36 protein-coding genes and 2 pseudogenes are annotated in these 22838 nt (G+C 37.4%); 1 reads left to right on the top strand and 37 read right to left on the bottom strand.

The window, feature by feature from the left end; all coding sequences use genetic code 11:
- Positions 1 to 11: 11 nt before the first annotated feature.
- The 3 genes from Q8P68_00900 to Q8P68_00890 all read right to left on the bottom strand — a co-directional run bounded on the left by Q8P68_00900 (position 12) and on the right by Q8P68_00890 (position 1531).
- Positions 12 to 254: a hypothetical protein gene (locus Q8P68_00900; protein MDP4007729.1), complete on the bottom strand. Its 243-nt coding sequence runs from the start codon at positions 252 to 254 to the stop codon at positions 12 to 14.
- A 165-nt stretch (positions 255 to 419) separates the two neighbouring features.
- The gene (gene rsmA / locus Q8P68_00895) at positions 420 to 1268 is read right to left on the bottom strand and encodes a 16S rRNA (adenine(1518)-N(6)/adenine(1519)-N(6))-dimethyltransferase RsmA (protein ID MDP4007728.1); all 849 of its coding nucleotides are present in this window, start codon (positions 1266 to 1268) and stop codon (positions 420 to 422) included.
- A 2-nt stretch (positions 1269 to 1270) separates the two neighbouring features.
- Complete coding sequence (locus tag Q8P68_00890; GenBank protein MDP4007727.1) at positions 1271 to 1531, bottom strand: DUF167 domain-containing protein; 261 nt, start codon at positions 1529 to 1531, stop codon at positions 1271 to 1273.
- Positions 1532 to 1598: 67 nt separating this feature from the next.
- Here Q8P68_00890 and Q8P68_00885 point away from each other — a divergent pair, with 67 nt between their 5' ends.
- Entirely contained in the window at positions 1599 to 2099 is a 501-nt protein-coding gene (locus Q8P68_00885) for a hypothetical protein (GenBank protein MDP4007726.1), read from the top strand.
- Here Q8P68_00885 and Q8P68_00880 read toward each other — a convergent pair.
- The 34 genes and pseudogenes from Q8P68_00880 to rpsJ all read right to left on the bottom strand — a co-directional run bounded on the left by Q8P68_00880 (position 2096) and on the right by rpsJ (position 22412).
- Positions 2096 to 4885, bottom strand: a complete 2790-nt coding sequence (locus Q8P68_00880; GenBank protein ID MDP4007725.1) for a cation-translocating P-type ATPase — start codon at positions 4883 to 4885, stop codon at positions 2096 to 2098. The genes Q8P68_00885 and Q8P68_00880 overlap by 4 nt on opposite strands.
- A gap of 66 nt (positions 4886 to 4951) precedes the next feature.
- A complete protein-coding gene (gene trmD, locus Q8P68_00875; GenBank protein ID MDP4007724.1) occupies positions 4952 to 5599 on the bottom strand; it encodes a tRNA (guanosine(37)-N1)-methyltransferase TrmD in 648 nt (215 codons plus the stop codon).
- 3 nt (positions 5600 to 5602) lie between these two features.
- Positions 5603 to 6010, bottom strand: a complete 408-nt coding sequence (gene rpsI, locus Q8P68_00870; GenBank protein ID MDP4007723.1) for a 30S ribosomal protein S9 — start codon at positions 6008 to 6010, stop codon at positions 5603 to 5605.
- A gap of 84 nt (positions 6011 to 6094) precedes the next feature.
- On the bottom strand, positions 6095 to 6523 hold the full coding sequence (rplM, locus tag Q8P68_00865; protein ID MDP4007722.1) for a 50S ribosomal protein L13: 429 nt from the start codon (positions 6521 to 6523) through the stop codon (positions 6095 to 6097).
- Between the two features lie 4 nt (positions 6524 to 6527).
- On the bottom strand, positions 6528 to 6887 hold the full coding sequence (gene rplQ / locus Q8P68_00860; protein ID MDP4007721.1) for a 50S ribosomal protein L17: 360 nt from the start codon (positions 6885 to 6887) through the stop codon (positions 6528 to 6530).
- 9 nt (positions 6888 to 6896) lie between these two features.
- Positions 6897 to 7871, bottom strand: a complete 975-nt coding sequence (locus Q8P68_00855; protein MDP4007720.1) for a DNA-directed RNA polymerase subunit alpha — start codon at positions 7869 to 7871, stop codon at positions 6897 to 6899.
- Positions 7872 to 7902: 31 nt separating this feature from the next.
- The gene (rpsD, locus tag Q8P68_00850; protein MDP4007719.1) at positions 7903 to 8520 is read right to left on the bottom strand and encodes a 30S ribosomal protein S4; all 618 of its coding nucleotides are present in this window, start codon (positions 8518 to 8520) and stop codon (positions 7903 to 7905) included.
- Between the two features lie 27 nt (positions 8521 to 8547).
- Entirely contained in the window at positions 8548 to 8934 is a 387-nt protein-coding gene (gene rpsK / locus Q8P68_00845) for a 30S ribosomal protein S11 (protein ID MDP4007718.1), read from the bottom strand.
- 27 nt (positions 8935 to 8961) lie between these two features.
- Complete coding sequence (gene rpsM / locus Q8P68_00840; GenBank protein MDP4007717.1) at positions 8962 to 9339, bottom strand: 30S ribosomal protein S13; 378 nt, start codon at positions 9337 to 9339, stop codon at positions 8962 to 8964.
- Positions 9340 to 9391: 52 nt separating this feature from the next.
- A complete protein-coding gene (gene rpmJ, locus Q8P68_00835; GenBank protein ID MDP4007716.1) occupies positions 9392 to 9508 on the bottom strand; it encodes a 50S ribosomal protein L36 in 117 nt (38 codons plus the stop codon).
- A 142-nt stretch (positions 9509 to 9650) separates the two neighbouring features.
- Positions 9651 to 9887 (bottom strand): annotated as a pseudogene (infA, locus tag Q8P68_00830) (translation initiation factor IF-1).
- A 149-nt stretch (positions 9888 to 10036) separates the two neighbouring features.
- On the bottom strand, positions 10037 to 10804 hold the full coding sequence (gene map, locus Q8P68_00825; protein ID MDP4007715.1) for a type I methionyl aminopeptidase: 768 nt from the start codon (positions 10802 to 10804) through the stop codon (positions 10037 to 10039).
- Complete coding sequence (locus tag Q8P68_00820) at positions 10804 to 11442, bottom strand: nucleoside monophosphate kinase (GenBank protein MDP4007714.1); 639 nt, start codon at positions 11440 to 11442, stop codon at positions 10804 to 10806. Before Q8P68_00820 ends, map begins: the two co-directional genes overlap by 1 nt.
- A gap of 108 nt (positions 11443 to 11550) precedes the next feature.
- Entirely contained in the window at positions 11551 to 12852 is a 1302-nt protein-coding gene (gene secY / locus Q8P68_00815) for a preprotein translocase subunit SecY (GenBank protein MDP4007713.1), read from the bottom strand.
- 27 nt (positions 12853 to 12879) lie between these two features.
- A complete protein-coding gene (gene rplO, locus Q8P68_00810) occupies positions 12880 to 13350 on the bottom strand; it encodes a 50S ribosomal protein L15 (GenBank protein ID MDP4007712.1) in 471 nt (156 codons plus the stop codon).
- Entirely contained in the window at positions 13322 to 13963 is a 642-nt protein-coding gene (gene rpsE, locus Q8P68_00805; GenBank protein MDP4007711.1) for a 30S ribosomal protein S5, read from the bottom strand. Before rpsE ends, rplO begins: the two co-directional genes overlap by 29 nt.
- Before the next feature lie 40 nt (positions 13964 to 14003).
- The gene (gene rplR / locus Q8P68_00800; protein MDP4007710.1) at positions 14004 to 14342 is read right to left on the bottom strand and encodes a 50S ribosomal protein L18; all 339 of its coding nucleotides are present in this window, start codon (positions 14340 to 14342) and stop codon (positions 14004 to 14006) included.
- Positions 14343 to 14367: 25 nt separating this feature from the next.
- Positions 14368 to 14913 (bottom strand): 50S ribosomal protein L6, encoded by a 546-nt coding sequence (gene rplF / locus Q8P68_00795; protein ID MDP4007709.1) that lies wholly within the window; start codon positions 14911 to 14913, stop codon positions 14368 to 14370.
- A gap of 26 nt (positions 14914 to 14939) precedes the next feature.
- Positions 14940 to 15326 carry a 30S ribosomal protein S8 gene (rpsH, locus tag Q8P68_00790; GenBank protein ID MDP4007708.1) on the bottom strand — a complete coding sequence of 129 codons (387 nt, stop codon included), beginning with the start codon at positions 15324 to 15326 and terminating at the stop codon, positions 14940 to 14942.
- A 130-nt stretch (positions 15327 to 15456) separates the two neighbouring features.
- Positions 15457 to 15624: a type Z 30S ribosomal protein S14 gene (locus tag Q8P68_00785; protein MDP4007707.1), complete on the bottom strand. Its 168-nt coding sequence runs from the start codon at positions 15622 to 15624 to the stop codon at positions 15457 to 15459.
- Positions 15625 to 15705: 81 nt separating this feature from the next.
- The gene (gene rplE, locus Q8P68_00780; GenBank protein MDP4007706.1) at positions 15706 to 16272 is read right to left on the bottom strand and encodes a 50S ribosomal protein L5; all 567 of its coding nucleotides are present in this window, start codon (positions 16270 to 16272) and stop codon (positions 15706 to 15708) included.
- Positions 16273 to 16374: 102 nt separating this feature from the next.
- Positions 16375 to 16680 (bottom strand): annotated as a pseudogene (rplX, locus tag Q8P68_00775) (50S ribosomal protein L24).
- A 22-nt stretch (positions 16681 to 16702) separates the two neighbouring features.
- A complete protein-coding gene (gene rplN / locus Q8P68_00770) occupies positions 16703 to 17080 on the bottom strand; it encodes a 50S ribosomal protein L14 (GenBank protein ID MDP4007705.1) in 378 nt (125 codons plus the stop codon).
- 20 nt (positions 17081 to 17100) lie between these two features.
- Positions 17101 to 17349, bottom strand: a complete 249-nt coding sequence (rpsQ, locus tag Q8P68_00765) for a 30S ribosomal protein S17 (GenBank protein ID MDP4007704.1) — start codon at positions 17347 to 17349, stop codon at positions 17101 to 17103.
- 19 nt (positions 17350 to 17368) lie between these two features.
- On the bottom strand, positions 17369 to 17572 hold the full coding sequence (gene rpmC, locus Q8P68_00760; protein MDP4007703.1) for a 50S ribosomal protein L29: 204 nt from the start codon (positions 17570 to 17572) through the stop codon (positions 17369 to 17371).
- A gap of 4 nt (positions 17573 to 17576) precedes the next feature.
- Entirely contained in the window at positions 17577 to 17990 is a 414-nt protein-coding gene (gene rplP / locus Q8P68_00755; GenBank protein ID MDP4007702.1) for a 50S ribosomal protein L16, read from the bottom strand.
- A gap of 30 nt (positions 17991 to 18020) precedes the next feature.
- Entirely contained in the window at positions 18021 to 18677 is a 657-nt protein-coding gene (gene rpsC / locus Q8P68_00750) for a 30S ribosomal protein S3 (GenBank protein MDP4007701.1), read from the bottom strand.
- 13 nt (positions 18678 to 18690) lie between these two features.
- Positions 18691 to 19092: a 50S ribosomal protein L22 gene (gene rplV, locus Q8P68_00745; protein MDP4007700.1), complete on the bottom strand. Its 402-nt coding sequence runs from the start codon at positions 19090 to 19092 to the stop codon at positions 18691 to 18693.
- Positions 19093 to 19141: 49 nt separating this feature from the next.
- Positions 19142 to 19408, bottom strand: coding sequence for a 30S ribosomal protein S19 (rpsS, locus tag Q8P68_00740; protein ID MDP4007699.1), 267 nt, complete (start codon positions 19406 to 19408; stop codon positions 19142 to 19144).
- 97 nt (positions 19409 to 19505) lie between these two features.
- The gene (rplB, locus tag Q8P68_00735) at positions 19506 to 20351 is read right to left on the bottom strand and encodes a 50S ribosomal protein L2 (GenBank protein ID MDP4007698.1); all 846 of its coding nucleotides are present in this window, start codon (positions 20349 to 20351) and stop codon (positions 19506 to 19508) included.
- Positions 20351 to 20647 carry a 50S ribosomal protein L23 gene (rplW, locus tag Q8P68_00730; GenBank protein ID MDP4007697.1) on the bottom strand — a complete coding sequence of 99 codons (297 nt, stop codon included), beginning with the start codon at positions 20645 to 20647 and terminating at the stop codon, positions 20351 to 20353. The genes rplB and rplW overlap by 1 nt, the downstream gene beginning before the upstream one ends.
- Positions 20648 to 20655: 8 nt before the next feature.
- Positions 20656 to 21285 carry a 50S ribosomal protein L4 gene (rplD, locus tag Q8P68_00725; protein MDP4007696.1) on the bottom strand — a complete coding sequence of 210 codons (630 nt, stop codon included), beginning with the start codon at positions 21283 to 21285 and terminating at the stop codon, positions 20656 to 20658.
- Positions 21286 to 21289: 4 nt separating this feature from the next.
- Positions 21290 to 21868: a 50S ribosomal protein L3 gene (gene rplC, locus Q8P68_00720; GenBank protein MDP4007695.1), complete on the bottom strand. Its 579-nt coding sequence runs from the start codon at positions 21866 to 21868 to the stop codon at positions 21290 to 21292.
- Positions 21869 to 22100: 232 nt separating this feature from the next.
- On the bottom strand, positions 22101 to 22412 hold the full coding sequence (rpsJ, locus tag Q8P68_00715; protein MDP4007694.1) for a 30S ribosomal protein S10: 312 nt from the start codon (positions 22410 to 22412) through the stop codon (positions 22101 to 22103).
- Positions 22413 to 22838: the final 426 nt, after the last annotated feature.

The following is a 22838-nucleotide window of genomic DNA, read 5'->3' as shown; positions in this document are numbered from 1 at the left end:
AATTAAAAAATCTATTCCTTATAAAATTTATTGTAGATATCACCTTCAGGATTGTCCCATATTTCAGCAAATGCCTTTTCTGAGAGTAGTCCGAAGCCAATAGGGTCATCTTCAGGCTCAATTTTTGCAGGACTTAAGATTATATGTTTTCCTTTAAGGGTATAGATGAAGTATTCGCAGTTGATTTTATCTCGATCTTCTTTAGGGATTGAGAATTGACCTTTTGGTGATATCTTGATGAGTTTTGTTGTCATAATATATATATTATATAGTTTAATTATGAAAAATTCTTAAAATCTGAAGGTGAAATTTTTTATAAATATGAGATTTATTTTTAGCCTGTTGGAAAGTAAAATTATTTTACAGTAAAATTATAGCGATTATGTTGAAAAAACACAATCAATTTAACGATGAATTGTTTATTTGATTAGGCTTGTTATAGCTACCCAATCTTCTATTGTGAGTTTTTCGGCGCGGAGGTTCGGATCTATACCGGCTGTGATAAGTAATTCTTCAGGTATATTGTTGCGAAGTTTTTTTCTTGGGGAGGAGAATCCGCGCTCGATTGTTTCGAAGAATTTGTTTATGTCGATTTTGCTCATGTCGACTTTTGAAGTTTTGTGAACTGTTATCTTGAGTACTGCTGAATCGACCTTTGGGGCAGGGTGGAAAGACTTGGCAGGGACGTTTGCGATGATTTCAGGTGTGCCGAATACTTTGATGTTGAGTCCGATCACTGATTCTTTTTTCTTGTCCACTATTTTTTCTGCTAATTCTTTTTGAATTAAGAAAACTATTATCGATGGGATGATTTTGGAGTTTTTTAGGTATTGGTCTTTGAGGAAATGTCGGAGTAGTGGGGAGGTGATGAAGTATGGGATATTGGCGAGGAGTTTGTAGCCTTTTTTGAAATTCGTTTTGTCGATATCGAATTTTAGTGCATCGGTGTGGATTACTTCCCAATCTTTTAGCTCTTCAGTTGAATGTAGGTTGTGCATGTTTATTTGGAGAATCGGAATGATTTCTCTATCCATTTCAAGCGATGTGAGGTTATGGGTTTTGTGGAGGATGGCGTCCGTTAGGACGCCAAGGCCTGGCCCAATTTCAAGTACCTGATCGCTTTCATGAAGTTCACCTGCTTCGATTATTTTGTCGAGTGCATTTCTATCAACTAAGAAATTTTGGCCAAGTGCCTTTTTGGCCGCCGTGCCATGAGTTTTTAAAATTCCTTTTATATGCTCTATGTTTGTAAGGTCGATTTGGTTCATATTTAAGTGGTGATCTTTATTAATTTTACTTGGTCAGTTTTGCCGCTGATTATTTTAATTGAGTCTTTTTGGATGTCTAGCTCTTGTGAGAGGAATTTGATGAGTGCTTGGTTTGCCTTGCCTTTTTCTGGTATAGCTTTGATTCGGATTTTTATAGTTTCATCATCCATGATATCTACAATTTCATTTTTTGCAGATTTAGGAAGAACTTTGATGCGGAGATAGCCGTCATTAGCCTTTATTAATTGTATTACCCTTTGCATAGGATTGGTGTTTGCAATTTTTTTTCACTGTGCTTAAATAATAACATTGATATGTCAACTATAACAGATGGTTCTAAATTTAGATTATCATCGAGAGGAGACTTGTGAATCTATTGAGTTAAGTGGTAGGTCGCCTTTGAAGATCTCAAGAAATCAAGAGGCTAGTTTGACTACGGTTGATGGGATAGCCCTTGGTAGGGTGTTTTATTCTGAAATAGATGATAGTTGGATATATATCCATCCTATAAGTGGCGAAGCTTATTTGATTAGGGGTCAATTTGATATTGGTAGTATGTTGTGGTGGAGTGATGATCAGGATTATTCTGATAAGCCGGAAGGGGTTTTTCATGATGAGGTTAATCCTACTTCTATTATTAAAGGAGGTGGTGAAGTTAGACCTTTGCATGTAAATTTACTTCTTTTTAAAGATAGACTATTTATTAAAAATAGACATGAAGTGATGACGACTCATGTTGCGATCACGGAGAAGATAGATCCAGTTATTTCCAAAGCTCCTCCAGAAAGTGTAAATCTTAGGGGTGAATTAGCCGATTTATTTGCGGCTTAAGTTTTTGAAAGTCGGCTAAATAGCTTTCTTGTTTCTTCTATGACTAATATTCCAAATGAAGCGCCGATAATCATCATCCATTCTATAAGTGTAAGGTGGGTTGTTCGAAGGAAGGTTTGAACAAAAGGAACTTCTACGAATACAAATAATGTAAGAATTGATATTCCGATAGCTCCGAGTAACCAGATATTTTTGAAGATTCCGATTTTGAATACTGATTTTTTCTCATCTCTTGCGTTGTAGGCATTTACCATTTGGATAAGTACTAGCACGGCAAAGGCTGTTGTAGAGCTTTTCATGTATGCAAGTGAGTCACGGCTCAAAGTCTCACCCCAGCTCCATCCATAGTTGTACAGTTGAAATATAAATAAACCGACCACTATTAATCCTATAAATGTGCCTACATATAAATATCTCGTTACAAATGCTCCTTGCATGATGCGTTCTTTTGGATTTCTAGGTGGCCTGTTCATAGTGTCGTCCTCGGATGGCTCGACCCCAAGAGCGAGAGCCGGGAGTACATCAGTACCGAGGTCTACTGCTAGGATGAGCACCGCTGTAAGCGGTGCGGGTAGGGCCAGTATTATAGCTGCGAATACAGTGATTAGCTCACCTATGTTGCATGAAAATATATAAAATATGAATTTTTTAAGATTTCCATATATTGTTCGACCTTCCTTTATGGCATTGATTATAGTATTGAATTTGTCATCTGCAAGTACCATGTTGGCAGCTTCTTTGCTTACATCAGTACCCACTATTCCCATGGCGACTCCAATGTCAGCTCGTTTTAGGGCAGGGGCATCATTTACACCATCTCCCGTTACGGCTACCACTTCTCCCATTTTTTTCAGAGTATCTACAACTTTTAATTTATGAGACGGGCTGACTCGTGCAAATATAATGTATTCGTGTTTTTTGAATTCTTGCTTGAGTTTTGTTACGGAGAGTTTATCGAGCATCTGTCCGGTTATTATATGAAAATCATCTCCTACTATATTGAGTTTTTTTGCGATGGCTCCAGCTGTAAGCCCTTGATCACCTGTGACTATATAAATTTTTATTCCAGCTTTGTACGTCATTTCAACAGCTTCTTTTACCTCTGTTCTTGGTGGATCTATTATTCCGGATAAGCCGGCGAAAATCAGATTTATTTCCACATCACTTTCTTTATAAGTTTTATTTTCTTTCACTTCTTTGTAAGCAAGTGCAATTACGCGGAGGGCTCTGCCTGCCATTTCGATGTTTAGTTTCTCATAATATTTTTTATCATTTTCTGTTAGTTTTTTGACCTCTCCGTCTTTTAATATATGTGTACATTTTGGTAGTACCATCTCAGGGGCCCCTTTTACATAGGCTATATGTTTGTAGGTTTTCCCGATTTTTTCTTTGCAGATCACACTCATACGTTTCCTGTCCGATTCAAATGGGAGTTCATAAATTCTCTTTATTGATTTTGCGAGGCCTTCTTTTGTATATCCGGCCTTTGCAGTCATTGTAAGCAGGGCGCCCTCAGTTGGGTCACCAAGCATATCGACCTTACCTTTTTCTATTATGAGTTTTGCATTATTACAGAGAGTTGCTGCTTTAAATATAATGTCAGACATTTGATATAATTCATTGTATCGTTTTTTTATATCCTCCATAGTGATTTTATGCTCTTTGTGATTGAGCAGTGACACTATGTTTTTATCTGCTTTGAAATGCATGTCTCCATTTGGACTATATCCAACTCCGGTTATCTTTACATCATAGTTATCGAAATATAATTCCTGTACAGTCATTTCATTTTTCGTAAGAGTCCCGGTTTTGTCACTACATATTACTGTAGTTGATCCGAGCGTTTCTACAGATGAGAGTTGTTTGATGATTGCATTTTTCTTTGCCATGCGTTGGACACCTATAGCTAGCGCTATGGTGATTGTGGCAGGCAGTCCCTCCGGGACTGCCGCCACTGCGACAGACACAGAGAATAAAAACGAATCAAGGAGAGTTTGTCCTTGATAAAAATATCCTACGACCAGCAGTATCGTTGAAATGACAAATGTTATTTTTCCAACAAAAACCCCTATTTTAAAAATCTCTTTTTGTAGTGGACTTTTATCTTTTACGGTTCCGGTTGTTAGTTTTGCGATCTTACCAAATTCAGTGTTCATTCCTGTGGAAATCACAATTCCTTTACCGGTACCACGAACAACAGAAGTTCCCATAAATGCTACATTTCTAATATCCGCTACGTGTTCATTTTTGTCATGAATTATATCTGCTGATTTTACAACTGGGCTTGATTCACCAGTCAATGTTGCTTCCGATATGCGCAGCTCAGAGCATTCAATAAGCCTTATATCTGCAGTAATTTTATCGCCTTCCCCTAGTATTACGATGTCTCCGGGCACTAAATTTTCCGCATCGATCATAACCTCCTCCCCATCTCTAATTACTCTGGCATGTGGTGATACCATTTTTTGCAAAGCTTCCAAGGCTTTTTCCGCTTTGAACTTTTGAATAAAGCCTATACATGCATTTAAGATAACTATAAAAAGTATGACACTGGCATCTATTACCTCCCCGGCGATTCCAGCTATAATTGCAGCAATTATAAGGATAATCACCATCAAATCACTAAATTCCTCTAGGAACTTAACTATCATTGGAGTCTTATGCTTTTCCGTTAATTTATTTTGACCGTATTCTTTTAGACGAAAGTTAACCTCTGCCCCTGATAGTCCTTTGTTAGAAGTTTTAAATTTTTTAAATACCTCATCGATCTTTAAAGAGTGTTCCATATTTGTTTTTGTTTATTTTCTGGCACATTGTATATTAATTTTCCTATAATTCAAATTTTATAGTATCTACTTTAGATGTTTTTTTCTCCATTTTTCGATTTCTGCGTGATTTCCTGACAAAAGTACGTCCGGAACTCTCCGACCTTCGTACTCGGCCGGCTTGGTATAATGTGGGTATTCTTTTTTACCTTCGAAAGCTTCTGAGAAAGAATCTTGTATATGTGAATCTTCGTCTCCGAGCACGCCTGGTATCAGGCGTGTGACGGCATCTATTATTATCATCGCAGGCAGCTCTCCGCCTGTTAGGACGTAATTCCCGACAGATATCTCCATATCTACGAATTCATCTCTTACGCGTTGATCTATGCCTTCGTATCTTCCACATAAAATAATCATTTCATCATACTTCTGTGAGAAATTTTCAGCCGCTTTTTGCGTGAATGTTTCACCTTGTGGCGTCATGAACACAACCGGGCCTTTGTTTTTCTCTTTAGCCGCCTTAATACAGTCAAAAAGCGGTTGACATGTAATTAACATACCCGCCCCGCCTCCATAAGGTGTATCATCTACCTTTCCGTGCTTATCCTCCGTAAAATCGCGAATATTCAAAAAATCCACAGTTATTAAACCTTGATCTATAGCACGTTTGATTATTGAATCGCCGAAATAGGATTCAAATAAACAGGGAAAGAGTGTGAGAATTGTGAAGCGCATGTCTCAACGCTTAGACCATTGTGGTGATTTTCGAGCTTTCTTAAGTCCGAATTTCTTTCTTTCTTTGATACGTGAATCACGTGTAAGAAATCCAACTTTCTTTAATGATGTACGAAGTAGTGCGTCAGCTCCTGTAAGTGAACGAGAGATAGCGTGCTTAACAGCATCAACCTGCCCTCTGAATCCACCACCTTTTACCAAAACTGTGATGTCATAAGTTTTTAATGCACCGACCAATCTAAGTGGTGCCGTGATAACTTCTACAAGATCTTTTGAATTCGCAAATTCTTCAACTGTCTTACCGTTGATTGAAATGTTTCCATTACCTTTTTCGTATAGACGTACCACCGCTACAGCTCTTTTTCTTTTGCCAACTGCGTGATGATACTTTCCAACTCGTCCGGTTGGCATAGCTTCATCCCCCGTTTTCTTCTTCACCGTTTTTTTAACTTTTTCTGTCATTAGTGTCATCCGTTAGGTTTTAATATTATTACTTTATAGGCTCAAAGCTTCCGGTTGTTGTGCTTCATGTGGATGAGTTTCCCCTTCGTACAGCTTCAATTTGTCCATTACATGGTCTCTCAGCTTATTCCTTGGAATCATGCCTCTTACAGCATCATGTAGAATCTTAGTAGGTTTTTTAGCTCTTACTTCTTTGACCGTTTGAGTCTTAAGATTTCCAATATATCCACTATGAGAATAGTATTTTTTATCTGTCTCCTTTTTACCTGTTAGTCTGATGTGACCTGCGTTGATTACGACTACGTAATCTCCGCAATCAAGATGAGGAGTGAAAGTAGGTTTGTTTTTACCACGTAGAGTAACGGCAAGAGTTGTTGCAAGTCTACCTAGTACCATGTCTTTTGCATCGACAATGTACCACTTTCTTTGAATTTCGCTTTGTTTTGCTGAGTATGTTTTCATATCTTTAGTTAACTAATTCTACTATTACCATAGGGGCCATGTCACCTGCGCGACTTTTAAATTTTGTAATACGTGTGTAACCGGAAGTTCGGTCTTTGTATCTATCTTTTAACACTTCCATGACTTTACGACATGCGTTCTTATCAAACAAAAATTGATTTAGATTACGAATTGCATTCATTTCATCTGTGCTTTTCGCCATAGTGATTAGTTTTTCAACTATTGGAGATACCACAGCTGCTCTTTTTGCAGTAGTTGTTATGCGCTCATGCAATATTATTGATGTAGCCAAATTTCTTTTTATGGCATTTGTATGAGATTGTGACCCTGTATTTAGTTTGTCGTTCTTTTTTTGATGTCGCATTGTATTTAATTAATCTTCATCTGATAATTTGAGGTCTCTTGGTTCTAGAGCTGCGGCTACTTCTGTGAGAGCCTTTTTACCGAATCCTCTTAGGTTTGTCAATTTACTTTCTGTACATTTTACCAATTGTTCTATAGATCCGATACCACCATTTATAAGAGAATTGAGTGTCCTTGGCGATAATCCTAGGATTTCAATTGGTGTGTATTTTTCTTGAGCAGGCTTTTGGTTGTCAGCTTCTCTTTGCTTAGCATTGATACTTTGCATGTCACTCATGAAGTCGGATTCTACCGGCATATCAGAGTTATCAAATAGACCAAAGTATGATTTAAGTACATTTGCTGAAAATTTAAGTGCATCTTCAGATGTCATACTTCCATTAGTCTCAATTTCAATTGTAAGCTTGTCCAGGTTAGTCATTTGACCGACTCTGGCAGCCTCAACATCATATCTAACTCTTTTTACAGGTGAGAAAATTGTATCTACCCATATTTTCATTGGATCCTCTTTAGTATCTCTTTCTGCTACCGGAATGTATCCTACACCTTTTTCAACGATGATTTCTATATCAAGCTTCGCTTTGTCGTCTAGGCTTGTTATATATAGATTAGGGTTTAAAATTTGAACTCCGGCAGGAACCTTTATGTCTTTTGCCGTTACGTTACCTTTTTTGGTTACGCTTAAAGTCAAAGTAGATGGCTCTTTACTGTCTTTTTGAATGTGTAGAAGTTTAAGATTTAGCGTCATATCAAGTACGCTGTCTTTTACTCCAGCTATAGCTGCGTATTCATGCGCAACTCCATTTATTTTAATTGCAGACACTGCGCTACCGGGAAGAGATGAAATCAATACTCTTCTTAGTGAATTACCAAGTGTCATTCCGTATCCAGTCGGCAATGGTCCAATTTCGAAGACGGCACGATTACCATCACTCGAAACTTGAGTGATCTTTGGCATACCGATTTCTTCTTGAATTTGATGCATAATAGAGTAGGGTTGAAATTAATTATTAAAATTACTTAGAGTAGTACTCAACGATAAGTTGGCTATCGATAGCTTGTTCGAGCTCGTCTTTTTCAGGGAGCCTCTTGATCTTAATTGTTAGCTTTTTCTGGTCTACAACCAGCCAACCGGGAGCTGAATATTTTTTATTAGTTTCGAGATTTTCAGCGAAAAGTTTAACACTCTTGCTTCTTTCTCTTATTTCAATTTCGTCACCTTCTTTTACACTGATAGAAGGTATATTAACACGCCTACCATTTAGCTTCACAAGCCCGTGACTAACTATTTGTCTTGATTGGAAACGAGTGATGGCAAAACCTGCTCTAAATATAACATTATCTAATCTTCTCTCTAGAAATCGGATTAACTCCTCACCGGTTACACCGAGCATTTTATCAGCTTTTTTGTAATATTGTCCAAATTGCTTTTCAGTTACATTAAACATAAATCTAGCTGTTTGCTTGGCATCCAACTGCCTTCCAAATTCAGATTTTTTAGAAAACTTTGAACGGCCATGAGCTCCAGGCGGATACCCTTTTTTAGTAAGAATCTTTTCGTACTTAGCTGACCCGAAAAGGTTAATACCTAACCTCCTACATATTTTGGCCTTTGACCCTCTGAAAGTTGACAATTTGATTAATGTTAAATTTTATAATAATTAAACCCTTCTTGGCTTCTTTTTTCTACATCCATTGTGTGGTAAAGAAGTTAAATCCTCTATAGTAAGTAGCTCAAGGCCTGAAGTTATAAGCCCTCTAATACCTTGATCCCTACCGGTACCTACACCTTTAACGAATACGCGTACTTTTTGTAATCCATATTCTTTCGCCTTACCAACAGCTGATTCGGCAGCTACTTGTGCAGCATAAGGAGTTGATTTTCTAGAGCCTTTGAACCCGCTATTACCGGATGACCCCCAAGAAATAGTATTCCCCTCGGCATCAGTTATTGTAACTAACGTATTATTGAAGCTAGCATTTATATACACCCTACCTTCTGTAACGATCCTTTTCTTTGCCTTCTTTTTAGAAGCCTTTACTGCCATTTGCTATATTATTAATTTTTTACTTTATCATTTCTTAGTTTCTTTCTTTTTTCCGCTTACAGCAATCTTCTTACCTCTTTTTGTACGCGCATTACATTTAGTTTTTTGCCCACGAACAGGTAGATTCCTCTTATGCCTATATCCTTTGTAAGAACCAATATCCTGAAGTCTTTTTACATCTAATGATACTTTTCTACGAAGGTCACCTTCGGTTGGGTATTTAGCTACTTCCTCACGAAGCAAATCAACCTCCGCCTCAGTAAGATCCTGCACCCTAGTATCCAGGTTAATATTCAACTTTTCAAGCATAGTCTTACTTCTAGCTCGACCTATACCTTTGATATAAGTTAGAGATATTTCTACTCTTTTCTCCTTTGGAATGTTTATACCGGCTATTCTTGCCATTACTTTAAAATTAAATTTTGTTATTTAACAGTTAGGATATGCGTTCCCCGCACTACCCCTGTCTTTGTTTATGCTTTGGAGTTCTTTTGCATACAATACGTAGAACACCTTTTCGTTTGATGACTTGACATAGATCACATATTTTTTTGACTGATGCTTTTACCTTCATAGCAACAACAAGTATTTAAATTAATACAGGATTTTTTTTTATTTTTTTATTTTTGTTCCCCTTCATCACCCTCCGCAACCTCATCATCATCTAACTCCCCCACTACCTCATCAGTCACTTCAGCGACCGTATCAGCAGGCTTGCTTTTGTGCCTATACGTTATTCGCCCCTTTGACATGTCATATGGAGAGAGTTCAATATTTACGTAGTCTCCAGGTATGATTTTTATGTAATTCACACGCATCTTCCCAGACAGATGACCTTCGACTATAAATCCCTCAGGGTAATTATTGTCAGCTATTTCCACTTTGAAATGCGCCCCTGGTAAACATTCATTTACTCTACCTAAAACCTCTATTTTGCTGTTACTGTCGGTCATAAATTGAAGTTTTTGGTGATTGTATTGGAAAATAGCTCCTGGATTTTACTTAAAACGTATGGCTCATGCAAGGCGAAAAGAATATGTTTCCGCAAAGGGCTTGCATTGATAAGGATTTGTTGTAAAATATACTAATTCTATCTTTTTGTTTATATTTTGTCATCAGGACGCAGCGTAAGTACTTCACACCCTGTTTCGGTTATTAGAACTGTGTGTTCCCACTGACAAGATAAACTACTATCAGGTGTGACAATAGTCCATCCATCTTCAAGAGTTATCATCTCTGCAGTCTTCATACCAACTATTGGCTCAATGGCAAATGTTAGTCCCGGTTTCAAAGTCTGACCTGAATTTCTTTTACCAAAATTTGGTACATGTGGTTCTTCATGTAAAAATTCTCCTATTCCATGTCCTACAAGATCTTTGATTATATGATAGCCGCTTTGAGTTACTTTCTTTTCAATTGCATAACCTATATCACCTATTTTGTTTCCGGGTTTAACTTCACGAATTCCGTCATAAAGTGCTTTTTGTACTGTTTTGACAAATTGCTCAGCCTTTGAATCCACATTCCCGATCAAATAAGTAACGGCCGAATCAGTATTCAGTCCCTTGTGAATGACTCCACAGTCAATTGTTACTAAATCCCCATCTTTTACTATTTGTTTAGAAGTTGGTATCCCATGAACTATTTCATGATTTATGCAGAAACAAACAGTTCCGGTGAAGCCGTAATAACCTTTGAACCCCGGGGTCATCCCATGATCTCTAATGAAGGTTTCTGAAAATTGATCTATTTCAAGTGCACTTATTCCAGGTTTTATAACATTGTTTAGAGCATACAATAAATCACCTAAAACTTTTCCACCTTCGCGCATGGCTATAATTTCATCGGCTGTTTTTATGCGAGTTTGCATTATGCGAAAATTTTATTTAGTTCTGCGAAAACAAGTTCAGTTACATTGTCTATAGATCCGGTCCCATCGATATCTATCATTTGATTATTCGTTTTATATTTCTTTATCACAGGCATAGTTTCATTAACGAAAGCTGAAAGTCGCGTAAGGATACTATCCTCATTGTCATCAGCTCGTTTTACTAACTTCCCTCCGCACTTCTCACATACTTCTCCGTCGTATGAAGCAGGAAAAACCTCCTTACATCCTTCACATATTTGTCGTGACAAAAGTCTATCCATCGCCATCTCTTTTGGAATATTAATGAGAAGTCCCTTGAAGGCACGTCCACTTCTAGCCATAAGTGAGTTGAATTGTTCCATTTGTTCATCGGACCTTGGGATACCATCGAAAAGAACAAGCTCATCACTTTTAACGTTCTTTAAAAAATTCTCAATTATTTCCATTACCACTTCCACAGGTACTAAGTATCCGGCATTAATTATTGCTTTTACTTTTAAACCAAGCGGAGAGTGCTCTTTGGATAACTTACGAAGCTCAGCTCCGGTTTCAAATATACTCATATCATATTTCTCAGCTATTCTTTTCCCTTGGGTTCCTTTACCTGAACCTTGTATTCCGAATAAAACGATGTCCATTAATATTTCAAGTTAATAATTCTTCAGTTGACTCGTATTCATCTCTAATTTCTTGACGCTCCTCGTCTATCGGTCGCTTAGAAATTAGGACTCATACTTCGTCAACTATTAATAAAACTTATTGTAATTATGCATTGCGAGTTGCGCACTAACTTGACGCATTAAATCTAGAACAACACCAACAATAATTATTAGACCGGCTCCACTTACAAGCACAGGCACTGCACCTCCGGAAGATTGAGCAGTTAGATTTTGGGCGGCTATCGGAGCTATTGCTACAAAAGCTAGGAATATACCACCGAAAAGCGTAAGTCTATTAGAGATTCTTCCTATGTATTCAGAAGTCGCCTTGCCTGGACGAATCCCAGGAACGAAACCACCTCTTTTTTGAATATTTTCAGCCACTTGCTCCGGGTTGAAAGTAATACTTACATAGAAGAATGTGAATAAAACAATTAAAATATAGTAGACGACCATGTATACAACTCCGGTACGGTTGAAATGAGTATTTATAAATTCTGCTATTGATTTCACAGATTCCGAATCGGAATTCTGCATAAATTGTGCAGCTACAGTTGGGAATGCGATCATAGATACAGCGAAGATGATAGGAATCATACCTGCCTGGTTAAGTCTGAGCGGTAAGAAGTTCTGTTTCATCTTTTGGCCTTTGCCACCATATGAAATGGGTATGTTTTTATAACTTTCACTTACTATAACTATTAAGACAGTTAACAAGATTGCAAAGATTGCTGTAGCAGCAATTGGTATAAGTTTAGTTTGATCTATACTTACTGTTTGCAATGCACCGGATACAGCTTGGGGTAGGGCAGATAGTATGCTCGTCATGATCAATAGCGAGACACCATTCCCTATTCCGTTTTCTGTAATAAGGTTACCTAGCCACATCATGATAAGGGTACCAGTAGTAACTGTTAACATAATTGGAAGTACTATATAAGGATCTCGTATGCTTTCGATGATTGGTAGGTTTCCCGCACTTGAATTCATTAATACTAACATTCCGTAAGATTGCAAAAATGCTAACGGCAGAGTCAGCCAGTTAGTATATTTTGTCATTTTAGCTCTACCTTGCTCCCCTTCTTTACTTAATTGTTCCAGCTTTGGTATTACAACGGCAAGTAATTGCACGATGATAGATGCATTGATATATGGGGAAAGCCCCATAAGCATTATTGAGAAATTTTCCGCAGATCCACCGGTAAGCAAAGAAAAAGCTCCAAGAGTTCCACCGGATTGAGTGTCAAATAATGCAGCAAGATTATCAAGATTTATACTTGGTATCGATACTTGAATCATAGCTCTGTAAAGAGCCAAAATTCCTATTGTGTATAGGATCTTTTTTCGTAGATCTTTAGTGTGCCAAATTTGTTTTAGATACTGTAACATAATATTTTACTTTATTGAGTTCGAAGTCTATTCAGCTTTTTCGACTTTCACCTTTTTTACTTTGGTTAATGTAAGCGTACCTTTAGCCTTTTCAATTTTATCAATTGCTGACACAGACGCAAGTTCAACAGTTAACTCAACTTTCTTTTTTAGCTCACCGTTACCGAGTAGTTTTACAGGTTTTTTTGCACTGAATATCAATCCGGCCTTTTTAAGCATTTCTTTTGTAATAGTGTCTCCATCATTAAATTTATCTTCAAGATCAGATATGTTTATTACTTGATAAGTAATCTTGTTGATTGGTGTGAATCCACGAAGTTTAGGCATACGACGAATCAATGGAGTCTGACCACCTTCAAAGCCCGGCCTTCTTCGTCCACCAGCTCTTGCAGTTTGACCTTTCATACCTTTTCCACTGTAAGTTCCGCATGATCCATCACCACGTCCAATACGTTTCTTTTTTGCAGGATTAATTGATTTTCTTTCGTTTAATTTCATCAGTTTGTGAATTTAATTTTAAATTATGAGTAGTTTTTTTTGGAGCAGCTTTTTTTACCTCTTTAGTTTTTATATCCTCCATCTCCACTTCCACTTCTTCTTTTACAATCTTAGTAACTTCTGCATTTTGCTTTATGAATGGATTTTCCTTTAGTAACTTCAACGCTTCAAATGCTGCACGAGTTGTACTTAATTTATTATTTGACCCGAATGATTTACCCATGATGTTTGTTACACCTGCCAAATTAATTACTTTACGGATAGATCCTCCAGCGATAATACCGGTACCTGGGGCAGCTGGCATAAGTAGGATTTTTGCAGCTTTAAATTTGTGCTTTATTTCATGTGGAATAGTTCCATTAACCATTGGGATAGTAATCAAAGTTTTCTTTGCCTTTGTTATAGCTTTTGAAATTGCACCGGTAACTTCATTTGATTTACCGATTCCAATTCCAACACGGCCTTTTTTATCACCTATAACTACTGTTGCACGAAATCTAAGTCTACGTCCACCTTTAACTACACGCGTCACACGATCTATTGCTATAACTTCTTCTTCAAACTCCTTTCTTTCTTTTGGGAGCGTGTTGCGATTTGATTTTCTCTTTACCATTAGTCGTGCTGTTAAGTTTTAATGTTATTGATTAGAGTATTTAAAATTTCAATCCACCTTCTCTAGCACCTTCAGCTAAGGCTTTGACCCTTCCGTGATATTTGTAACCACTTCTGTCAAATACACATTCAGTTATCTTTTTTTCTTTTGCTTTCTTTGCAATTTCAACTCCTAAATTCTTTGCAGATTCTATCTTCGTTCCCGACCTCTTACCTTTTAGATCTGAAATAGCAGCTATAGTAACACCACTTGTATCATCTATGAGTTGAGCATAAGTTGTAGTTAAACTTTTGTATACAGATAGTCTAGGTCGAGCAGACGTCCCTTGAACGATTTTTCTAATACGTGCTTGCCTAGTTTTCCTCTTACTTTGATCCATTTTATTAATTTATATTAATTGATTCTTATTTAGCTGCAGATTTACCCGCCTTTCTTCTTACAAATTCTCCTAAGTATCTTACACCTTTACCCTTGTATGGTTCAGGCTTTCTAAATTCTCTTATTTCAGCAGCAACCTGTCCAACTTTTTGTTTGTCTATCCCACTTACAATTACTATATTCTTTTTCTCAGCATCTATAGATAATGTTATTCCATCCGGGGCAGGGTATTCGATTGGGTGTGAGTGTCCGAGACTTAATACCAGTTTAGTTCCTTGTACTTGTGCGCGGTAACCAACCCCTAGGATTTCAAGCCTTTTTTCAAATCCTTTTGTAACACCTTCAACCATATTGCTCACAAGACTTCTTGTAAGTCCATGTAGCCCACGATCTAACTTATCTTCTGTAGATCTTTTTACTAGGATGCATCCTTCACTGATTTCAATTTGTATAACCGGATGAACATCTAGGGTTAATTCTCCCTTAGGACTTTTTACATGTAGAATTTGTCCAGTTAGATTCACCTCAACTCCACTTGGTATTTCGATTTTTTGCTTTCCTATTCGTGACATTAGTCGTGTAATTATTTATTAATTTATTAACTTATAGTACATAGTAACTCTCCTCCGAGTTGAATTTTCTTTGCTTCCCTTGTACTCATTATACCCTTTGGAGTAGACATGATCCCGATTCCCATACCATTTTTTATTCGTGGTATTTCACTATGTTTTATATATATTCTTTGCCCGGGTCTAGAAACTCTTTTTAATTCAAGTGATGGATATTCATTCGCAAATGTTATTGAAAGTTCTGAGAATTTCCCATTTTTTTCTACGCTGTAATCTTCAATAAAGTTACTACTTTTTAGCACCTTACATATATCCTCTTTGATTTTTGAATATGGAGCAACCGTCAAGCTTTTGTTTGCCATTTGGGCATTTCTTATCCTCGTTAGTAGGTCTGCTATTGGATCTGTTACTGTCATTAGTCGTGCTGTTAGGTATTAATGATTGTTATTAGTTTATATATTATCGTTGATTCGTATTCGTCTTTAATTTCTTTTCGCTTCTCGTCTATCGGTCGCTTAGAAATTAAGACTCATACTTCATCAACTGTTACCAAGATGATTTTTTTATTCCCATTATTTGTCCATCTGCAGCACCCTCTCTAAAACATATTCTGCAAAGATCAAATTTTCTCATAAACGCCTTAGATCGCCCACAGAGCTTGCATCTGTTTTCACCTCTGACACTTCCAACGCCACGCTTACCACTCGCTGTCATTTTCGCCTTTAATGCGTTGCTTTTATTTGCCTTTGCTATTTCAGATTTTCGTGCCATCAGTCGATTAGTTAATTTTTAATATTATTTCTTAGCAGGGGATGGCTTCTTAACCTCATCCTTGAAAGGAAATCCTAGCTTTTTTAGAAGTAAGTAGCCTTCATATTGATTTTTAGCGGTAGTTTCAATATTGATTTGTAGACCATGTAGCTTTACTACATCATCAGGATTAACCTCCGGGAATACAGTGTACTCTTTCATACCTACGCTGTAATTACCTTCTTTATCGAAACTCTTTCCGCTAATACCACGGAAATCTCTTACACGTGGCAATACAACATTTACAAATTTAGTAAGAAAGTCATCCATCTTCGCACCTCTTAACGTAACCGATATACCTACCGGCATTCCAATACGTAATTTGAAATTTGAAACCGCTTTTTTAGCTTTTTTAACAACCGGTTTTTGCCCAGCGATCAAAGAGATATTTTCCAGAACTTGAGAATAGTCTTTTCCTCCGGCCAAATAAGTACCAATTCCTACGTTTATTGAAATCTTCTTTATTTTAGGAACAGCATTTACATTCTTGATATTAAGTTCACTCATCAATTCCTTTGCTACTTCCTTGTTGTATTTCTCTGAGATTTTCATTTCTTTCGACTTATATTATTAATTAGATTTCTTTTCTTTAGTAGCTTTTACCTTGTCCGCTTCACTTTTTACTGCCGGCTTTGTAACTTTCGCTGTCTTCCCGTCCAAAACTTCACCTGACTTTTTAGAAACTCTAACCTTTCGATTGTTCTTGTCTTTTATGTAACCAATTCTTGTAGGTTTCTTTGTCTTTGGATCAACGATCATAACATTAGAGATATGCATAGGAGCTTCAAATTCAACTTTTTGACCAGCTCTTTCAGCAGTTTTTTTGAAATGTTTAGTTCGCATATTTGCACCCTCTATAACGACACGATCTTTCTTAGAGATAGTTCGTAGAACCTTCCCTTGTTTACCCTTGTCCTTCCCGGCAATTACCTCCACTATGTCATTTTTTTTAATTCGCATCAGTCGTACAGTTAAATTTTAATTATAAAACGTCAGGAGCTTGAGATACTATTTTTTGATAACCACGGTCACGGATTTCTCTAGCAATTGGTCCGAATACACGAGTCCCTTTTGGCTCCGGACCACTTTTGTTGATAGCTATTATAACGATAGCATTGTCATCAAATCTTATGTACGAGCCATCTTTTCTTCGAGTTTCTTTTCTAGCCCTTACAACAATACCTTTTTGAACACTCTTTTTCTTCACGATACCTTTTGGTGAAGCGTCCTTGATTGTTACTACAACCATATCACCTATTCGAGCATAGCGTCTTTTTGAACCACCAAGCACCTTTATCACTTTCGCATGCTTTGCGCCCGTATTGTCCGCAACCCTTACTTTACTTTCTGCCTGTATCATTGTTCTTAGTTAATATAAATTTATTTAGTGTCTACTGCTTGAGTAGTTTTTGGTTCTTCTACGGTCCAACATTTCTTCTTACTAATAGGTCTTGTTTCGTAGAAAGTTAGAGTGTCACCAACGTTGTATTTGTTCTCAGCATCATGTACCAGATATTTCTTTGTAGATCTGTATCTTTTTTTATACTTTGGATGAAGCTTGTAACTATGCACTTCAATGTTCAAAGTTTTATCTGTTTTTTTGACTACTTGTCCTTTTTTACTTCTCATTTGTCTTTAACTTTAATTATTAGTTGGTTTCAGTCTTTTTTTGAGCATTTTTTACAGTAAGCATCTGTGCGATGTACTTTTTAGCTTGTTGTAATTTGTGAGGTCCGGCTAGTTGACCTGTCTTCGCTTCGAATCTTAACTTCATCGCACTTTTGCGAGCCTGCGTTAGTTCTTTGTCGAAATCCCTTTTCTCCATTTTTTTTAATTCTGCGATTGTTTTCATATTTTTATAAGTCGGTTACTATTTTACATTTCATTGGGAATTTCTGAGCGGCTCTTTTTAATGCCTGCCTTGCAACCTCCTCAGGTACCCCATCCATTTCATATATCATCGTTCCGGGCTTTACCAGAGCTGCATAGTATTCAACTGAACCTTTACCGGAACCCATTGGTACTTCAGCCGCCTTCTGCGTGATTGGTTTGTCCGGGAAAATTCTAATCCATACTTTACCACCACGCTTGATGAATCTTGTTATAGATCTACGACCAGCCTCGATCTGTCTTGAGTTTACCTCAGCAATCGCAGCAGACTTTAGACCAAATTTACCGAATGCCAGAGTAGCCCCTCGCCCCGCCTTGCCCTTAAAGCTCCCTCTAAGCCTCTGTTGCTTTCTAAATTTGTATCTGCGTGGAACTAACATTTTTTAATTGAAGTTATTTTTAATTCTTTATTAATCAACCATTAATATATTTTTTTCTTTTTGGAATACCAACCCTTTGTATACCCATACCTTTATTCCAATTGCACCATAAGTTGTGCGAGCAGTTGACATCGCATAGTCGATGTCAGATCTTAGAGTATGAAGTGGAATATTACCTTCTTTGAAGTACTCACTTCTCGCTATTTCAACTCCATTTAATCTTCCGGTAATAAATATTTTCATCCCCTTAGCCCCAGTCTCCATTGCTTTTTGTAGAGCCGCTTTAGAAGCTCTTCTGTATGGTATTCTCTTTTCAATTTGTCTTGCAATCGAATCAGCAACTAAGGTTGCATCCAAATCCGGCTTTCTGATCTCTTTAATATTTACTATAAAGTTTTGACCAAGCTCCTTACTAAGTTTCTCTTTAAGCTTTTCTATTCCCTCACCCTGTCTCCCTATGATCAATCCCGGCTTACCTGTGTGTAAATTCAAAGTTATTTGCTTCGCGCTTCTTAGAATTTCTATTTTTGATAAAGATGATTCTTTGAGTAATTTCTTAAGGAACTTTCTGATTGCAAAGTCCTCATGAAGGAATTTCTTGTAATTATTTTTGTCGGCATACCACATAGAGTCCCATGTTTTGTTTATACCGATTCTAAGCCCTATTGGATTTACTTTTTGACCCATTATTTATCATTAATTATTTAGATTCTTTTTTAGACTTTTCCGGCTTTGCAACCTTGCTTTTCTTTGCAACCTTTGACTCACTCGCATTGTCAGCTACATTAATTATTACAGTTACATGCGACGTTCTTTTTAAGATTGGATGAGCACGACCTCTAGAGATTGGCTGCCTTCTTTTGTACGTCATACCTTCGTTCACAATTATTTCTTCGATCATCATGCTTTCTATATCTTGTTTGAAATTATGCTCAGCGTTCGCTCCGGCAGATGATATTAGTTTGTGTAAAATATCAGCAGCTTTTTTATTAGTGAATTTCAATGTTTCAAGTGCTTTTGCTACACCCATACCCCTCACCATGCTTGCAACAAGGTTCATCTTTTTCGGGCTTATCCTAACTTGATTTAGATGTGCTTTCATTAATTGAGTGCTTTGTTATTAATTTATTTACTTAAGTACGAATTATTTATTATTTCCTTTGTCCCGCATGCCCTTTGAATAGACGAGTTGGAGCGAATTCACCGAGCTTATGCCCCACCATTTGATCACTTACGAATACCGGAATATGCTTTTTACCATTGTGAACTGCAAATGTGTGATTAACGAATTCCGGAGCTATGCTTGAAGATCTAGCCCAAGTCTTAATGACTTTCTTTTGATTCTGCGCATTCATTTCCGCAACTTTTTTCATAAGCTTTGGATCTACATATGGCCCTTTTTTTGAACTTCTAGACATTAGTCGTGCTGTTAAGTTTTAGTGTTATTAATTGAGAGAATATTAGTAATCAATCTTTAATCTATTATGAGTTTCAGTTATCGACTTTAAGTGGCGCTTATTTTCGCCCTTTTTTAACCCTTCCCTTCAAAATCCATTTACTAGTGCTCTTATTTTTTCTTGTCTTTTTACCTAGAGCATGAGCACCCCATGGGGTTTTTGGATATTTCATACCGATAGAATTACTCCCCTCTCCTCCTCCATGTGGATGATCGCAAGGATTCATAGCCTTACCTCTTACTTGTGGACGCTTACCCATTCTTCTTTTTCGTCCAGCTTGACCGATTTTAACATTTGAATGATCCCCATTACTTACAGTCCCGATACTTACAAATATATTCTTAGGAACCAGTCTTATTTCTGATGAAGGCAATTGAACTTGAGCGTAGTCCCCCTCTACAGATACAAGTTTTGCAGACGACCCGGCAGACCTAACTATTTGACCACCTTTTCCTACTTTCATTTCTATATTATATATTGAGTATCCAACAGGTACGTTCTCAATAATCATTCTATTACCTGGTTTTACTTTAGTTTTTTCTGCGGTTAGAATCGGAGTCCCAACTTCCACACCTTCCGGCATGATATGGTACCTCTTATCTCCATCCTTGTAGGTAACCAACATAATGAATGCAGTTCTATTTGGATCGTATTCAATTGAAGTAACAGTACCAGGTACACCAAGCTTCTCTGCTCTATTGAAATCTACAAGTCTGTAATTTTTAGCATGACCACCACCTCTGTGACGGATAGTGATTACACCACGGTTATTTCTTCCAGACGTACGTGTCTTAGCAGATTTTAGGATTTTTGATGGCTTAGCACCTTTAGTTAGTTGACTAAAGTCTGGGAAGCTCATTCCTCTCTGACCCGGTGTTGTTGGTTTTAATTTACGTACCATGATTATTGAATTTTATTTAGATCAATTGATTTCTTATCTTTGATAGTTACTATCGCCTTAGTTCTAGCTGTACGTTTTTGAACCGCCTTTCTAGTTTTACCCCAACGAGACTTAGACTTCGCTTTAACAATATTCACCTTATCAACATCTGTTCCATATATTTTTTCTACAGCATCCTTGATGTTTTTCTTTGTAGCACTTGGTAGTACAAAGAATGTGTACTTGCCGGCCTCAGTTAGACGAGCCGTTTTCTCGGTTACTACCGGTGAGATCAATACTGTATAGATTTTTTCGTTCATCTTTTAGATTATTTTTTTGATGTAAATACTTCTTCCATTTTTTCTAATGCATCCCCTACAAATAGTACATTTCCAAACTTCATTATATCGAACACATTTAGGTAATTTACCAGTATGGTTTTTGCATTTGTAAGGTTCGAAGCTGACTTTTGCACAACCTCTAGTTTCTCCGGAAGTACAACCAGGCAATTTCTTTCAATTGGCATTTTACTTAACATAGCTTTAAACGCCTTAGTCTTCATCTCTCCTTCGTATTTATCTAGAGCCATTATTTTACCCTCAGCGGCCTTTGCCGATAACGCTGTAAATAAAGCTTTTCTCCTTTGTTTCTTTGGCATCATCTCTGAGAAGTTCCTGCATGACTTTGGTCCGAATACGACTCCACCACCTTTCATTTGAGGCGCGCGGATAGTACCTTGACGAGCATTACCAGTTCCTTTTTGACGGAATGGCTTGCGACCACCACCTTTTACATCCCCTCTTGTTTTCACATGAGCGATTGCAATCCTAGCGTTATTCGCTTGATGTTGTAGCATTCTCTGTAGAAGGCTTGCGTTCATTGGAACTTCAAACATATCTTTGTTTAGAGTTACTTCGCCTTTTACATCCCCTTTCTGATTGTAAAGAATTGCTTTCATTTATTTATCCCTGTTTAGTGATTGTGATTATTGTGTTCATAGCTCCCGGAACCGGCCCTTTGATAGCTATAAGATTATCTTCCTTATCAATATGTATTATTTCTCTGTCTCTTAGGGTTATTTGTCCGGTACCCATCCTTCCGGGAAGCTTCTTTCCTTTTGCAACACGTCCCGGTTTCGCACAAGTACCTATAGAACCCGGCTCCCTATGATGATGAGAACCATGAGTCTCAGGACCTCTAGAGAAATTATACCTTTTGATAACACCTTGGAAACCTTTACCTCTTGATATACCACATATTCTTACCATCTCTCCTGTTGTAAACAGGTCAACGTTCACATCTGTACCTTTTGCAAAAGCCTCATCAGTCTTGAATTCCTTCTTAACTCTGAAAGCTTTGTTCTTAGTAGGTTTTTTTAACGCATCAAATCCTAGGACTACTGCCGGATATCCATCATTCTCAACAGTTTTTATCTGTGTAACCTTGTTAGGCGCACATTGTATAACTGTTACTGGGATCACACGACCGTCGTCTGCGATTACGCGAGTCATTCCTATTTTTTTTCCGATTATACCAATCATTGATATAGAGGTTAGTTAACGTGAGTTTACTTGGCTTTGATCTTGCTTCCTATAAGGATCCCTGAGGGAGTCTCCGCCTTTCCGCTTATGTAAGCGGACTAACATTGTTTTGTTGCCTGTAATCAACAAGCCCGCGTATTCTAGGGAGACGCGGGCTTGAAGTCAAGAGATTTTTTTGGATGTAACCAGTTAGGTATAGACTGGTCGTTTCCACCTCTCGGTGAGCGATTACTTATTCAGTAATCATTTTGATTTCTACGCTTACTCCGGCAGGAAGAGTTAGATTTGTAAGCGCATCGATAGTTTTTGGAGTTGTCTCACGAATATCTATAAGTCTTTGGTGAGTTCTTCTTTCAAATTGTTCACGAGATTTTTTGTTAACAAAAGTTGATTTGTTAACAGTAAATTTTTCGATTTTTGTAGGTAGAGGAATCGGTCCTGCGATAATCGCACCTGTGTCTTCGGCTGCAGTGATGATGATCTCTGTCGCTGAGTCGATGATCTTGTGATCGAATGCCCGTACTTTAATACGTATTTTTTGCATAGGTTGTTTGGTTAATTGATTTTAGATATAAAAATAACTGAGTTACACACTCAGTTATTGTTCAAAGCTTTCGCCTTGTTGATGAATCGGTGTGTCCCGCCATTCTTGATAGAGTAGGCGAGGGAGGCACTGTTTCTTATTGAATTGCAGCTACTCCATTTTGTTTGCGCAGGTATTATTAACTTAGACTATGTTTATAGTCAAGTTATTTCTGAGGCTTTAAACAAATTGGGCAATGCTATGCGCTAAGTTTGCCAGCTGAACGCCGTGTTTCAAAGGCTGTGTGCGCGCACACGTCTTGAACACCGTGCTTCAGATGTCATTCTTAAGAACAAGCCATGAAGTACGTATTTGATAGACTATTTTATGAGAGAAATGTGTCTGGGAGTGTTTTTTTTAGCAAGGCATAAAAACCAAATTGTACGG

The organism is Candidatus Peregrinibacteria bacterium (assembly GCA_030700255.1).
Classification (GTDB): Bacteria; Patescibacteriota; Gracilibacteria; order UBA1369; family JABINC01; genus JABINC01.
The sequence above is the reverse complement of the archived record's forward strand: the minus strand, read 5'-3'. Positions and strand labels throughout refer to the sequence as shown.